The sequence below is a fragment of the Pseudomonas sp. GW821-FHT09D08 genome (assembly GCF_059416305.1).
The window spans coordinates 33,873-47,462 of sequence record NZ_JBWKOX010000015.1; the positions used below are offsets into that span (position 1 = coordinate 33,873).

13 protein-coding genes are annotated in these 13,590 nt (G+C 61.2%); 8 read left to right on the forward strand and 5 right to left on the reverse strand.

The window, feature by feature from the left end:
• Positions 1 to 52: 52 nt before the first annotated feature.
• On the forward strand, positions 53 to 1,237 hold the full coding sequence (punC, locus tag AC07OP_RS22160) for a purine nucleoside transporter PunC (RefSeq protein ID WP_495101242.1): 1,185 nt from the start codon (positions 53 to 55) through the stop codon (positions 1,235 to 1,237).
• Here punC and AC07OP_RS22165 read toward each other — a convergent pair.
• Positions 1,234 to 2,067, reverse strand: coding sequence for a hypothetical protein (locus AC07OP_RS22165; RefSeq protein WP_027604195.1), 834 nt, complete (start codon positions 2,065 to 2,067; stop codon positions 1,234 to 1,236). The two genes, punC and AC07OP_RS22165, sit on opposite strands and share 4 nt — an antisense overlap.
• A gap of 159 nt (positions 2,068 to 2,226) precedes the next feature.
• On the opposite strand from AC07OP_RS22165, the gene AC07OP_RS22170 reads away from it, so the two are divergent.
• Positions 2,227 to 3,729 carry a nucleobase:cation symporter-2 family protein gene (locus AC07OP_RS22170; protein ID WP_495101243.1) on the forward strand — a complete coding sequence of 501 codons (1,503 nt, stop codon included), beginning with the start codon at positions 2,227 to 2,229 and terminating at the stop codon, positions 3,727 to 3,729.
• Positions 3,730 to 3,825: 96 nt separating this feature from the next.
• Here the strand turns inward: AC07OP_RS22170 and AC07OP_RS22175 are convergent, their stop codons facing one another.
• Both AC07OP_RS22175 and AC07OP_RS22180 read right to left on the reverse strand, forming a co-directional pair.
• Positions 3,826 to 4,758 carry a proline iminopeptidase-family hydrolase gene (locus tag AC07OP_RS22175; RefSeq protein ID WP_065928127.1) on the reverse strand — a complete coding sequence of 311 codons (933 nt, stop codon included), beginning with the start codon at positions 4,756 to 4,758 and terminating at the stop codon, positions 3,826 to 3,828.
• Positions 4,759 to 4,850: 92 nt separating this feature from the next.
• A complete protein-coding gene (locus AC07OP_RS22180; RefSeq protein ID WP_027604192.1) occupies positions 4,851 to 5,615 on the reverse strand; it encodes a LuxR family transcriptional regulator in 765 nt (254 codons plus the stop codon).
• Between the two features lie 183 nt (positions 5,616 to 5,798).
• Between AC07OP_RS22180 and AC07OP_RS22185 the strand changes: the two genes are divergently transcribed.
• Genes AC07OP_RS22185 through AC07OP_RS22210 form a run of 6 tightly spaced genes read left to right on the forward strand, consistent with a single transcriptional unit; the run spans position 5,799 to position 11,956 of the window.
• Positions 5,799 to 6,686 (forward strand): proline iminopeptidase-family hydrolase, encoded by an 888-nt coding sequence (locus tag AC07OP_RS22185; protein ID WP_115486000.1) that lies wholly within the window; start codon positions 5,799 to 5,801, stop codon positions 6,684 to 6,686.
• Positions 6,687 to 6,689: 3 nt separating this feature from the next.
• Positions 6,690 to 7,637, forward strand: coding sequence for an ABC transporter permease (locus AC07OP_RS22190; RefSeq protein WP_027604190.1), 948 nt, complete (start codon positions 6,690 to 6,692; stop codon positions 7,635 to 7,637).
• Positions 7,634 to 8,491 carry an ABC transporter permease gene (locus AC07OP_RS22195; RefSeq protein WP_065928124.1) on the forward strand — a complete coding sequence of 286 codons (858 nt, stop codon included), beginning with the start codon at positions 7,634 to 7,636 and terminating at the stop codon, positions 8,489 to 8,491. Before AC07OP_RS22190 ends, AC07OP_RS22195 begins: the two co-directional genes overlap by 4 nt.
• Positions 8,488 to 9,444, forward strand: a complete 957-nt coding sequence (locus AC07OP_RS22200) for an ABC transporter ATP-binding protein (RefSeq protein ID WP_115486001.1) — start codon at positions 8,488 to 8,490, stop codon at positions 9,442 to 9,444. Before AC07OP_RS22195 ends, AC07OP_RS22200 begins: the two co-directional genes overlap by 4 nt.
• Positions 9,441 to 10,460, forward strand: coding sequence for an ABC transporter ATP-binding protein (locus AC07OP_RS22205; RefSeq protein ID WP_495101244.1), 1,020 nt, complete (start codon positions 9,441 to 9,443; stop codon positions 10,458 to 10,460). The genes AC07OP_RS22200 and AC07OP_RS22205 overlap by 4 nt, the downstream gene beginning before the upstream one ends.
• Positions 10,442 to 11,956, forward strand: a complete 1,515-nt coding sequence (locus tag AC07OP_RS22210; RefSeq protein WP_495101245.1) for an ABC transporter substrate-binding protein — start codon at positions 10,442 to 10,444, stop codon at positions 11,954 to 11,956. Before AC07OP_RS22205 ends, AC07OP_RS22210 begins: the two co-directional genes overlap by 19 nt.
• 121 nt (positions 11,957 to 12,077) lie before the next feature.
• Here AC07OP_RS22210 and AC07OP_RS22215 read toward each other — a convergent pair whose 3' ends face one another.
• Entirely contained in the window at positions 12,078 to 12,818 is a 741-nt protein-coding gene (locus AC07OP_RS22215; protein ID WP_495101246.1) for a YciK family oxidoreductase, read from the reverse strand.
• Between the two features lie 97 nt (positions 12,819 to 12,915).
• Entirely contained in the window at positions 12,916 to 13,587 is a 672-nt protein-coding gene (mupP, locus tag AC07OP_RS22220) for an N-acetylmuramic acid 6-phosphate phosphatase MupP (protein ID WP_065928119.1), read from the reverse strand.
• Positions 13,588 to 13,590 lie beyond the last annotated feature (3 nt).

A 13,590-nucleotide genomic window follows, 5' to 3' on the forward strand; every position in this document is an offset into this window, starting at 1 on the left:
ATAATGGGCGGCAGTCAGCAAATAGTTTGATGGCAAGATTAACAAGGCTTCAATGAAAAATTCTTTTGGTTTCACCTGGTATCTGGCGGGGCTGAGCATGCTCGGTTATCTCGCCATGGACATGTATTTGCCGGCGTTCGGCGCCATGGGCGAGCAGTTGCAGATTGGTGCGGGCGCGGTGGGCGCCAGTTTGAGTATTTTCCTCGCGGGCTTTGCGGTGGGGCAGTTGCTGTGGGGGCCGTTGTCCGACCGCCTGGGTCGCAAGCCGATCCTGCTCGCGGGCTTGAGCCTGTTTGTCGTGGGCTGCGCGGGAATGTTTTGGGTCGAGACCGCGCCGCAGTTGCTGGCCTTGCGCTTTATGCAGGCGATTGGCGTGTGTTCTGCGGCCGTGAGCTGGCAGGCGCTGGTGATCGACCGCTACCCGGCCGACAAGGCCCACCGTGTGTTCGCCAGTATCATGCCGTTGATGTCGTTGTCACCGGCGCTGGCGCCGCTGCTGGGCGCGATGGTGCTGAACCACTTCGGTTGGCAGGCCATCTTCGGTGTATTGCTGGGGGTGTCGTTGCTGTTGCTGCTGCCGACGTTGTTCCTGCGCCGTGTACCGAAACCTCAGACGCGGGCAGACGAACCTTCGCGCCTTGGCTATTGGCAGTTGCTCACCTCCCGGGTGTTTACCGGCAATGTGATGATCTTCGCCGCCTGCTCGGCCAGTTTCTTCGCCTGGCTGACCGCTTCACCCTTCATCCTCGGCGACATGGGCTATAGCCCGAATGACATCGGCCTTAGCTACGTGCTGCCAACCTTGGCGTTTCTGGTGGGTGGCTACAGTTGCCGTAGCGCCTTGCAGCGTTTCCAGGGCAAGACGCTGTTGCCGTGGCTGCTGCTGGCCTATTGCATCAGCATGGTGGCGTTGTACCTGGTCGCCACCTTGACCGTGCCGACGCTCACCACCTTGCTGATTCCGTTCTGCCTGATGGCGCTGGTCAACGGCGCGAGTTATCCGATCGTGGTGGCGAATGCGCTGATGCCGTTTGCAGAACATTCCGGCAAGGCGGCGGCACTGCAAAACACCCTGCAATTGGGTCTGTGCTTTCTCAGCAGCCTGTTGGTGTCGTCGATGATCGAACAGCCCTTGCTGATTACTGTGATGGTGATGCTGGCGACCGCGCCCTTGGCCGTCTTGGGCTATTGGCTGGCGCGGCCGAAAGCAGACAAGTCGGAACTGGCCGCCGCCTAGAACGTCACTTCCATGTTCACCGTCGGCGTTGACGTACGGCTGCCCCGGCCGCCGTCCACGCCGAACTTGTTGTGCCAGTACTCGTAACCCACCCCGAGGTACAGGTTCGGCTTCACGCTCTTGCCCGGTCGCACCGCGACCATCAGCGCGCTGCGCATCAGGGTTTCCGGTGCCGTGTCACGGCCATGGTAGTCCGCGCCTTTTTCCCCGACGTAGTTCACAAAGCCCTGGAATTTCGCCGCATGGTTGGCGATCTCGAAAGGGCGCATCCACGTCAGGTTGAGCATGTAGGTGTCGTCAAACGTGTGGTTTGACTCACGTGCACCGGGGATGCCGGTGTGGTTGCGCTCCTTGTAGTACAGAAGGCTCAGGTCCAGCACGCCCACGGTGTTGAACTTCAATGTCGGGCCGAGCACCAGTGCGCGTTTTTTCGCCGAAGCGACGTTGTTGTTGCGGTTGGCATCAAAGCCCAGGGTCAGTGCGTAATCCTTGACCAGCCCGGTGCCCAGGGGCACATCCAGCACCCGTGATGCATACAACTGATGCCGGTATACCGCGTACACCTCGCTGCCGCCGTGGTCGGTGCCCTTGCGCGGGTCGCGGTTGTCGGACAGGAACACGTCCAGGTTCAGGAAGTTGCTGCCATACCGGTAGCCGCTGGCGTGGGTAACGCTGTAGATGCGCTTGCTGAATTCGTCGGGGTTATTCGGATTGGTGAACTGCTGGCCGTAGCGAAAACCTACGCTGTTGTTCATCCATTCCACCGCGACGGCCTCCCCGCCGCCGAGGAGGGTGAGTGCAACGGTTGCCCCCTGTAATGCCTTTTTCATGGTTTCTGCGTCCTTTGGCGTTCTGGCTCATCACGGCCGGGTTGTTTTTGTAACGCCGATGGAGGGTATCTTGTTCGAGTGATTGTATACAACTCTATGGACATCCAGTCTAAACATTGCATACAGTGTCCCCACAACAAAAACAGAGAACCCCTCACCATGACTATCCCGAAGGCGTCACCGCAGCGGCCGGAAGATGAGAATCTAGGCGTCGCCGCCAACATGGCTTACGGCCTGCAGCATGTGCTCACCATGTACGGCGGCATCGTCGCGGTACCGTTGATCGTGGGCCAGGCGGCCGGGTTGTCACCGGCAGATATCGGCCTGTTGATCGCCGCGTCGCTGTTTGCCGGTGGCCTTGCCACCCTGTTGCAAACCCTTGGCCTGCCGTTTTTTGGCTGTCAGTTGCCGCTGGTGCAGGGCGTGTCGTTTGCCGGTGTGGCAACCATGGTGGCGATTGTCGGCAGCGATGGCGCCGGCGGGGTATCGGCGATTCTCGGCGCGGTGATGGCCGCGTCGTTTATCGGGCTGTTGATCACCCCGGTGTTCTCGCGGATCACCCAGTTCTTCCCGCCGTTGGTGACCGGTATTGTGATCACCACCATCGGTCTGACCCTGATGCCCGTGGCGGCGCGCTGGGCCATGGGCGGTAACAGCCGCGCGGCGGATTTCGGCAGCATGCCCAATATCGGCCTGGCGGCGTTGACCCTGGTGCTGGTGCTGCTATTGAGCAAGATCGGCAGCGCGACTATCTCGCGCCTGTCGATCCTGCTGGCGATGGTGATCGGCACGGTGATCGCGGTGTTCCTCGGCATGGCGGATTTTTCCGGGGTCAGCCAGGGGCCTATGTTCGGTTTCCCTGCGCCGTTCCATTTCGGTATGCCGACCTTTCACATCGCGGCGATCATTTCCATGTGCATCGTGGTGATGGTGACATTGGTGGAAACCTCGGCCGACATCCTGGCGGTGGGGGAAATCATCGATACCAAGGTCGACTCCAAGCGTCTGGGTAATGGCCTGCGCGCCGATATGCTGTCGAGCATGTTCGCGCCGATCTTCGGTTCGTTCACCCAGAGTGCCTTCGCCCAGAACGTTGGCCTGGTGGCGGTGACCGGAGTGAAGAGTCGTTTTGTGGTGGCAACCGGTGGCTTGTTCCTGGTAATCCTCGGCTTGCTGCCATTCATGGGGCGCGTGATCGCGGCGGTGCCGACCTCGGTACTGGGCGGTGCCGGGATTGTGCTGTTCGGCACCGTGGCGGCCAGTGGTATTCGCACCTTGTCCAAGGTGGATTACCGCAACAACATGAACCTGATCATCGTCGCCACGTCCATCGGGTTTGGCATGATCCCGATTGCCGCACCGAGTTTCTATGACCAGTTCCCCAGCTGGTTCGCGACCATTTTCCATTCGGGTATCAGTTCATCGGCGATCATGGCGATCCTGTTGAATCTGGCGTTCAACCATTTCACCGTAGGCAATTCGGACCAGCAGTCGGTGTTTGTGGCGGGGACTGAGCGCAGTTTGTGTTTCCACGACGTAGCGGCGTTGCGTGATGGGGACTATTTCAGGGGGGGCAAGTTATTTGATGCCGAGGGCAAGGAAATTCCATTGGTGGCGCAGGAGCCAAGGAAAGCCCCACACGCAGAAACCACAGAGGTCTAAAAATGTGGGGGCTTGCTCCCGATAGCGGTGGGTCAGTCACAAATACAGTGGCTGACACTCTGCTATCGGGAGTAAGCCCCCTTCCACATTTGGAACTCAACCAGCCTTGCGGACTGTGTGCGGAACAGAGCACGCCTCATCCAGAAACTTCACCACGGTGCCCATGCACGCCTGGCGTTCTTCCACGTGGGGCATGTGGCTGGAGTCTTCGAACAGCGCCCAGCGCACATCCGCGATTTCATCCAGGAACGGCTTGACCACCAGTGGCGTGGCCTCGTCATGCCGGCCGGAAATCACCAGGGTCGGCACCTTGATGGCCGACAGGCGGCCAATGGATTTCCAGTCCTTCAGGCTGCCGATCACGTGGAACTCGGTCGGGCCGCTCATGGCGTGATACACCGTGGGGTCCGAGTCGACCTGGGCGAAGGTGCGCGCCACTTCTTCCGGCCATGGGTTCACCCGGCACACATGCTGGTCATAGAACACCCGCGAGGCGGCGAGGTATTCCGGGTCGAGGTAAGTGCCGGCGGCTTCATGCTTGAGCAGGGTTTCATGTACGCCTTGGGGCAGCAGCTTGCGCAGGCGGTTGGCTTCGCTGACCCAGGTGCGCATGCAGGTCGGTGAGTTGGCCGGGATAAACGCACGCAGGCCCTTGGGTTGCAGGATGGCGTGCTCGCTGCCGAGCATGCCGCCCCAGGACTGACCAAGGATCGCGTAGTTATCGCTGATCTGCAGGTGGTCCAGCAGGTTGTCCAATTCTTTAAGGAACAGATCGACGGTCCAGAAGGACGGGTCTTTCTCAGGCAAGTGCGTGGAGCGGCCGTTGCCCAGTTGGTCGTAGTGGATGACCGCATGACCGCTGGCCGCGACGTCCTTGAACGCGTCGACATAATCATGGGTGCAGCCCGGGCCGCCGTGGATGACCACCAGCGGCGTGCGGCCGCTGGCCAGGTCGCCAGTGACGCGGTACCAGGTCTGGTAGTCGCCAAACGCGGCATACCCTTCGCGGATTTTTTCGATGAAGTCCATTTCCTACCCTGCCCTGAAAAAATGATCAGGAACACGATAGTCTGCGGGCGAGATTTAGGTAACTAGCAAAACAGCTAGGTTTTGCCGGGGGATCAGTCTTCCAGCAGGCGGTAATGGGTGGCGCGGACCACCGCCTGCACGCGGTTCTTGGCGCCCAGTTTGTGCATCGCCGAGGCCAGGTGCAGGGTGACGACGGCCAGTGAGCGGCTCAGTTGCGTGGCGATTTCGGCGGCGGTCAGGCCGTCGGCGGCCCATTTGAGGCATTCGCGTTCACGTTTGGTCAGGTGAATGTGCGGATAGGTGCGCAGCTCCTTGCCGAACAGCGGGTAGGCCGCTTCCTGCAACGCGTGGGAAATCAGGCTGAAGTCCGACAAGGTCTGCTGCGCGTCCTGCAGCACGGTAGGCGTTTTGCCGGTGCGCAAGCCGGTCAGTGAGGCAAAGCCGCCACGGGGCAGATGCATCGGCACGCTGACGCCGCAGGTCAGTTGCTGGTCGTGCAGGTAGGACGAGACGGGGGCGTGGCAGGGGTCGATGATGGTTTGCAGGGCCGTGTCAGCCTTGGCTTCGTAGGACCACACGAACGGCGATACCGTGCGCAGGGCCAGGTGTTGCACCGGGTCGATCTGGTAGAAACCCTTGCTGCACCATAGTGCATGCCAATCGGTCGGCGTGTTACGCAGCTCCAGCACCGAGGGGGTGATCAACGCACCATTCTGGTCGATCGGCACCGGGGTGTAGTCGTATACCAGTGCATCGAAGCCCAACTGCTGGGCGAGGATAAAAGTGTTGTCCATCTGCTCATCCAGGCTCCTGCCCGGCATCAGACGATTATTGAAGGCAGTTAGCTTGGCCAGCATCCGTTCTGCTCCCGAATTCATTTGAATCTCCACTTCCTGCAAGTAGAATGCCACGCCCCGGCGAAGGACTGCCAGGCCAAACCTATAAGAAATACCAGGTTATGGACGCGCGGCATCCTCGGTAGTGTTGGCCTGATAAACGGCCGCTGCCCGCCAGGCCGATACAACACAAGGAATGTATGCATGTGGCGTGAAATTGCCCCCGACCAGCAGTACAACGTGCAAGTCGATGGCCACAACCTCGTGGTCTACAGCTTCGGCGAAGGCGATGAGGTGCTCTTGTGTCTCAACGGCGGGCCGGGCCTGCCGTGTGACTACTTGCGCGACGCCCATGGCTGGCTCAAGGACCATGACCTGCGAGTGGTTGCATTCGACCAGCTTGGCACAGGCGCATCAGCCAGACCGACCGATGTTTCCCTGTGGGAAATCCGCCGTTATGTCGAAGAAGTCGAAACCGTACGCCAAACCCTTGGCCTCGGCCGCGTGCACCTGCTCGGGCATTCCTGGGGTGGCTGGCTGGGCATCGAATACGCCATCCATTACCCCGACAGGCTGAAAAGCCTGATCCTCGAGAACACCGTCGGCGACATTCCGCATCTTTCTCAAGAACTCGAACGCCTGCGCGGCGCCCTGGGCAGTGAGACCGTGGCGATGATGCAACGCCACGAAGCCATGGGTACCCTGGATCACCCGCAATACCAGGCCGCGATCACCTTGCTCAACTATCGCCATGTCTGCCGCCTGGACGAATGGCCCGAGCCGGTCAAGCGCTCCCTCGGCGACTGGAACATGGGCCCCTACGAAACCATGCAGGGCCCCAACGAATTTCTCTACGTCGGCAACCTCAAGGACTGGAACCGCATCCCCGAGATGGCCGCTTTCAACATGCCGATCCTGATCACCACCGGCCAGCACGACGAACTCACCCCAGCCTGCGCCATGCGCATGAAGATGGCGGCCAGACACGCCGAACTGCATGTATTTCCCAACAGTAGCCATATGCCGTTCTATGAAGAGCCACAGGCTTATTTTCCGGTACTGTTGGACTTTCTCGCTCGCCACCGAGGCTGACAGATGAACCTGGCGCGCTACCGTTTTGTACTGTCCCGGCCGCTGCAATTGCTGCCGGTACTGTTTGGCATCAGCCTGATCACGTTTGTGCTGGTGCGCTCGATTCCTGGCGACCCGGCACGGGCCCTGCTGGGCTCGCGCAGCACGCCGGACGCCTTGCTGAAAATCCGCGCCCAGTACGGCCTCGACCAGCCTTTGTGGCAGCAGTATTTCTATTTCCTGAAGAACCTGCTCAAGGGCGATCTCGGCCAATCACTGCTGTACAAAGTCGACGCCTTGAAATTGATCGTCACCCGCATCGAACCCACCCTGGTGCTGGTGCTCGGCAGCGTGGTGCTGGCACTGCTGATTGCGGTGCCGCTGGCGACGTGGGCCGCGCGCAATAAAGGCGGGTGGGCGGACAACCTGATCCGCGTGTTCACCACCGTGGGCCTGGGCATGCCGGCGTTCTGGCTGGGCCTGATGCTGATCCTGCTGCTCAGTGTGCAATGGGGCCTGTTCCCGGTCTCCGGCTACGGCCGTACCTGGCTGGACAAGGCGCACCATATGGTCTTGCCGTGCCTGACCATCGCCCTGGCGCTGTCGGCGGTGCTGGTCCGCAACCTGCGGGCGAGCATGTTGATGGAGCTGCAGGCCGACCACGTCACTGCCGCGCGGGCCCGCGGGCTGTCGGAAGCGGCGGTGTTCCGTCGCCATGTGTTGCCCAATTCCCTGGTGCCGGCGGTCAACCTGCTGGCGGTGAATATTGGCTGGCTGATCAGCGGCACCGTCGTGATCGAAAGCTTGTTCGCCATTCCCGGCATCGGCCAGTTGCTAGTGCGCGGCATTTTTACCCGCGACTACATGGTGGTGCAGGGCGTGGCGATGGTGCTGGCGTGCGCGACGGTGGTGGTCAACTTTATCGCCGACGTGGTCACGGTGGCCCTCGACCCTCGGGTGAAAATGCAATGAGCAGCCGTCCTCTGATTGCTCCATGGCGCCTGCGTCTGCGTTTTGGCTTTCGCAATGGCCGCCTGACGGCCGCGTGGGGGCTGTTGATCCTGCTGGTGTGGTTGGTCCTGGCGCTGTGTGCGCCGTGGATCGCGCCCTATGACCCGATTGCGCAGAACACCGACATCAGCTTGCTGGGGCCGAGCCTTGCCCATCCATTTGGTACGGATAACTACGGTCGAGACATCCTTTCGAGGGTGATCTGGGGCGCACGCGTCGACCTGCAGCTTGCCATCATCGGGGTGATTTTCCCGTTCATGATCGGCACGTTTGTCGGCGCGGTTTCCGGCTATATCGGCGGGCGCTTCGACAGTTTCTGCATGCGCGTGATCGATGTGATCCTGGCGTTCCCGTTCCTGGTGTTGATGCTGGCGATCATGGCTATCCTCGGTCCGGGCTTGAAGAGTTTTTATATCGCCATGGCGCTGGTGGGCTGGGTGTCGTATGCACGGCTGATCCGTTCACAGATCCTGGTGCTCAAGGAAAGCGACTTCGCCCTCGCGGCCAAGAGCCTGGGCTTTGGCCATGGGCGCATCCTGTTCCGGCATTTGCTGCCGAATGCAATGTTTGGCTCGATTGTGTTTTCCATGTCTGACGCGGTGCTGGTATTGCTCAACGGTGCCGCCGTGAGCTACCTGGGCCTGGGCGTGCAACCGCCGACGGCGGAGTGGGGGACGATGATTGCCGAAGGGCAGGCGTTTATCACCACGGCCTGGTGGATCTGCACCTTTCCGGGGCTGGCCATCGTGACCCTAGCCATGGGCTTCAGCCTGCTGGCCGATGGTGTGGCGCAAGTGCTGGGGGATCGCTCATGAGTCTGCTTCAAGTGCGGGATCTTAGTGTGATCGCCAATAACAGCGGGCGCGATGTGACCCTGGTCGACCGCGTGTCCTTCGACCTGGCCGAAGGCGAGATCCTCGGCCTGGTGGGTGAAAGCGGCTCGGGCAAGACCATGGCCTGCCGTGGCCTGATGCGCTTGTTGCCGTCACCCAACCTGCGCGTGCAGGGCGGTGCGGTACGCCTGGCGGGCCAGGACCTGCTGCAACTGGATGACACCGGCATGCGCGCGGTGCGTGGCGGGCAGTTGGGCATGATTTTCCAGAACCCCAGCAGCCACCTTGACCCCTTGATGCGCATCGGCGATCAGATCGCCGAAGGCATCCGCCTGCATCAGGGCGCGTCGAAAAAACACGCGCGCCGACAAGCCATTGAAGTGTTGCGCCAGGTGGGCATTCCCGATCCCCAGGCACGGGTCGACAACTATCCCCATGAGTTTTCCGGTGGCATGCGCCAGCGCGCGATGATCGCCGTGGCCCTGGGCTGCAACCCGAAAGTGCTGATTGCCGACGAGCCGACCACGGCGTTGGACGTGACCGTGCAGGCGCAGATCCTGCGCCTGTTGCTGGACCTGCGTGACCAGCGCGGCCTGTCGCTCATCATGATCACCCACGACCTCGGCGTGGTTGCGCAAACCTGCGATTCCATCGCCGTGATGTATGCCGGGCGCCTGTGCGAGCACGGCAGCAAGTACGACGTGCTCGCCCATCCGCAACACCCCTACACAGCGGGCCTGATTGATTGCCAGCCGGCCCACGGCAGTGGCCCTGGGTTGCTGCGTACCATTCCCGGCCAGCCTCCCTTGCTCGATGCATTACCCGGCGGCTGCCGCTTCAACCCGCGTTGCCCGCAGGTCGGCGCGTTGTGCACCGAACGGTTGCCCGAAGGCGCGCGCGTGGCCTGTCACTACCCGTTGGGAGCGCGCCCATGAGCCTGTTGCAGATCAAGAACCTCGAGGTGCGGTTCGCCGCGTCCGGCACGGGGGTGTTCGGCCTGAACAAGCAGTGGGTGAAGGCGGTGAACGGCGTGTCGCTGAACCTTGCAGCCGGTGAAACCCTGGGGTTGGTGGGGGAGTCCGGCAGCGGCAAAAGCACCCTGGGCCGCGCGATCCTGCACCTCAACCCGATCAGTGCCGGGCAGGTGCTGTTCGATGGCATCGACATGGCCCATGGCAGCGCGATCGACATCGCGCGCCTGCGCCAGGAAACGGCGATGATCTTCCAGGACCCCTACGCCGCGTTGAACCCGCGCCACACCATCGGCGAAACCATCGCCGAGGTGCTGCGGGTGCAGCGCAAAGTCCCGGCAGAGCGTATTCCGGCTCGCGTCAACGAACTGCTTGACCTGGTCGGCCTGCGTCCCGAACTGGCCAGTCGCAAACCCGGCGCCCTCAGTGGCGGCCAATGCCAGCGTGTCGGTATTGCCCGGGCGCTGGCGGTGGAGCCGCGCTTGATCATCGCCGATGAATGCGTGGCGGCCCTGGATGTATCGATCCAGGGCCAGATCATCAACCTGCTGTTGGAACTGCAACAGCGCATGAACCTGGCGATTTTGTTTATCGCCCACGATTTGGCCATCGTGCGGCGCCTGTGCGACCGCGTGGCGGTGATGTACCTGGGCAAGATCGTCGAGGAAGGGCCGGTGGAAGCGGTCTTCACCGCGCCGCGCCATCCGTATACCGCGGCGTTGATCGAGGCGATTCCGGAGATCGATCCGCACCGGCCTTTGCCGACGCAGCCGTTACCTGGCGAGCCGCCGAGCCCACTGAATTTGCCCACGGGCTGTGCCTTTCACCCGCGTTGCCGGTACGCTCGGACGATGTGTTCCGTGGTATTGCCGCCTATCCATTCCCTGCACGAGCATCGATACAGTTGCGTGCTTGAAGAACCGTTGACCCTTCCTGCCCATCATGAACAAGGAGTTATGACATGCAATCGCGCCACTTGAAATTGCTCGCCGCTGCCACGCTGACCGCCTGGTCGTTGACCGCCGGCCTGGCCCATGCCGCCGGCGTCCTGACCATCGGTTGCCGTGAAGACAGCACCACGTTCGACCCGATCAAAAGCGCGCAAAACCGCGATACCTGGGTATTTGCCAACGTCTACGACACCCTGGTACGCGTGGACAACCTAGGGACCAAGATGGAGCCGGGCCTGGCTGAAAGCTGGGATATTTCCAAGGACGGCCTGACCTACACCTTCAAGCTGCGCGATGCGAAGTTCTCCGATGGCTCGGCGATCACCGCCGAGGATGCGGCGTTCAGCCTGCTGCGCATTCGCGACAACAAGGCGTCGCTGTGGGCTGACCCCTTCAACCTGATCAACACCGCCAAGGCAACGGACTCGAAAACCCTGGTTGTCACACTGAAGACTCCGGCGGTCGCCTTCCTGTCGCAACTGGCCTCGCCGACGGTGTCGATCCTGTCGGAAAAAGCCATGACCAAAATGGGGGAAGACGCCTATTCGGAGAATCCGGTGACCTCCGGCGCGTTTACCGTGGACGAATGGCGCAAGGGCGACCGGGTCATCCTGAAGAAGAACCCGAACTTCTGGCAGGCCAAGAAGGTCAGCCTGGATGGTGTGGAGTGGGTCTCCGTGACCGACGACAACACGCGGATGCGCATGGTGCAGAACAACGAGCTGGACACGGCGATCTTCGTACCGTTTTCCCGGGTTGAAGAGCTGAAGAAAGACAAGAACGTGGTGATCCACTCCGACCCGTCCACCCGTGAAGATCACCTGCTGATCAACCACGCCCACGGTCTGCTGGCCAAGCAGGAAGTACGCGAGGCGTTGGACATGGCGATCGACAAGCAGTCGCTGGTGAAAACCGCGACCTACGGTCAGGGCACGGTGGCCTATTCCTACATCCCGAAAGGCTCGTTGTTCCACTACGCCAACAACCTGCAACGCCCGTATGACCCGACCGCCGCCAAGAAACTGTTGGAAAAGGCTGGCGCGAAGGACTTGAAGCTCAACTATGTGGTCAACGCCGGCAACGAAGCCGACGAGCAGATCGCGGTGATCATCAAGGACCAGTTGGCCAAGGTCGGCGTGACCGCCAACCTGCAGAAGGTCGACCCGACCCAAAGCTGGCAGATGTTGGTGGACGGTGAGTACGATATTTCGGTGATGTACTGGACCAACGACATCCTCGACCCGGACCAGAAGACCACCTTCGTACTGGGTCACGACACCAACCAGAACTACATGACCCGCTACAAGAACGACAAGGTCAAGGAGCTGGTGGCGGCGGCGCGCATCGAGGCTGACCCGGTCAAGCGTGAGCAGATGTATGTCGAGTTGCAGAAACTGGCGAAACAGGATGTGAACTGGATCGACCTGTACTACAGCCCGTACATCAACATCTCACGCAAGAATGTGAGCAACTTCCTGCAAAACCCGTTGGGTCGTTTCACGCTTGAAGATGTCGTGAAAAACTAAGGCCCAGAGAACACCGCAATACAAATGTGGGAGGGGGCTTGCCCCCGATAGCGGTGGGTCAGTCACAGATACAGTGACTGACACCTTGCAATCGGGGGCAAGCCCCCTCCCACATTTGGTTTCACTGCGCGTCAAACGCCTGCCCATTGATGCCGGTACTGTCCGGGCCCATCAGGTACAGATACACCGGCATGATTTCTTCCGGCGTCGGGTTGTCGCTTGGGTTTTCACCTGGATACGCCTGGGCCCGCATGCTGGTACGCGTGGCGCCGGGGTTGATGCTGTTGGCGCGTACTGGTGCGACGGTGTCGAGCTCATCCGCCAGGGTTTGCATCAGGCCCTCAGTGGCGAATTTCGACACCCCATAAGCGCCCCAATACGCCCGACCCTTGCGCCCGACGCTGCTGGAGGTGAACACCACCGACGCATCCTGGGACAGCTTGAGCAGCGGCAACAACGTGCTGGTGAGCATGAACATCCCATTGACGTTGATGTGCATCACCCGCATGAAGTTCTCGCCGGACAACTGCTCGATCGGCGTACGTGGGCCGATGATCGAGGCGTTGTGCAGCAGGCCATCGAGGTGGCCGAATTCTTTTTCGATCATCGCTGCCAGCTCATCGTATTGATGGGGCAGGGCGGTCTCCAGGTTGAAGGGGATCACCACCGGCTGCGGGTGGCCGGCCGCTTCGATCTCGTCATACACCTGGGCCAGGTTGGCTTCGGTCTTGCCCAGCAACAGCACGGTCGCGCCATGGGCGGCGTAGGTTTTCGCCGCGGCCGCGCCAATCCCGCGCCCGGCGCCGGTCACCAGGATCACCCGGCCTTTGAGCAGTTCTGGACGTGCAGAGTAATCAAACATAAAAGCCTCGACAGAATTCAACATGTTTCAGCACAAAACTTGAGACCGGTGGAGATCCCCTGTGGGATCTTCATAGGTCAGCTGGGTTGGTGAGCCATCAGCAACTGCACAGTGCGTTATCCAGCACCTTGCGCAGTTCCAGCGGGTGATCCACCACCACATCCGCGCCCCAATGGCGCGGGTTGTCGTCCGGGTGGATATAGCCATAGGTGACCGCCGCCGTGCGGGTGCCGGCGTCGCGGCCGGACTCGATGTCGCGCAGGTCATCCCCCACGAACAACACACTGGCCGGGTCCAGGCCGAGCATCTTGCACGCCAGGATCATCGGCTCCGGGTCCGGCTTGCTGTTTTTCACATGGTCGGGGCAGATCAGCAGCGCCGAGCGCTCGGCCAGGCCCAGTTGCTGCATGATCGGCTCGGCAAAGCGCAGTGGCTTGTTGGTGACCACGCCCCAGATCAGCTTGGATTTCTCGATGTCTTCCAGCAGTTCCGCCATGCCGTCGAACAATGTGCTGTGGACCGCACAACCCTTCAGGTAACGCTCGAGGAATTCCAGGCGCAGCTCTTCAAAGCCGGGGGATTCCGGGTCCATCGAGAAGGTCACGGCCACCATCGCCCGCGCACCGCCGGAGATTTCATCGCGGATATGCTGTGGGTTGATCGGTGGCAGGTCGCGATCGGCGCGCATCGCCTGGCAGATGGCGATAAAGTCCGGCGCGGTGTCCAGCAGGGTACCGTCCATGTCGAAGAGAACCGCTCGCAACTTCACAGG

Bases quoted from the DNA above. Each gene is read 5' to 3' on its own strand.
- punC (WP_495101242.1), top strand. From the start codon at position 53: ATGAAAAATTCTTTTGGTTTCACCTGGTATCTGGCGGGGCTGAGCATG.
- AC07OP_RS22190 (WP_027604190.1), top strand. From the start codon at position 6,690: ATGAACCTGGCGCGCTACCGTTTTGTACTGTCCCGGCCGCTGCAATTG.
- AC07OP_RS22210 (WP_495101245.1), top strand. From the start codon at position 10,442: ATGCAATCGCGCCACTTGAAATTGCTCGCCGCTGCCACGCTGACCGCC.
- AC07OP_RS22195 (WP_065928124.1), top strand. From the start codon at position 7,634: ATGAGCAGCCGTCCTCTGATTGCTCCATGGCGCCTGCGTCTGCGTTTT.
- AC07OP_RS22185 (WP_115486000.1), top strand. From the start codon at position 5,799: ATGTGGCGTGAAATTGCCCCCGACCAGCAGTACAACGTGCAAGTCGAT.
- AC07OP_RS22180 (WP_027604192.1), bottom strand. From the start codon at position 5,615: ATGCTGGCCAAGCTAACTGCCTTCAATAATCGTCTGATGCCGGGCAGG.
- AC07OP_RS22170 (WP_495101243.1), top strand. From the start codon at position 2,227: ATGACTATCCCGAAGGCGTCACCGCAGCGGCCGGAAGATGAGAATCTA.
- AC07OP_RS22165 (WP_027604195.1), bottom strand. From the start codon at position 2,067: ATGAAAAAGGCATTACAGGGGGCAACCGTTGCACTCACCCTCCTCGGC.
- AC07OP_RS22205 (WP_495101244.1), top strand. From the start codon at position 9,441: ATGAGCCTGTTGCAGATCAAGAACCTCGAGGTGCGGTTCGCCGCGTCC.
- AC07OP_RS22200 (WP_115486001.1), top strand. From the start codon at position 8,488: ATGAGTCTGCTTCAAGTGCGGGATCTTAGTGTGATCGCCAATAACAGC.
- AC07OP_RS22215 (WP_495101246.1), bottom strand. From the start codon at position 12,818: ATGTTTGATTACTCTGCACGTCCAGAACTGCTCAAAGGCCGGGTGATC.
- AC07OP_RS22175 (WP_065928127.1), bottom strand. From the start codon at position 4,758: ATGGACTTCATCGAAAAAATCCGCGAAGGGTATGCCGCGTTTGGCGAC.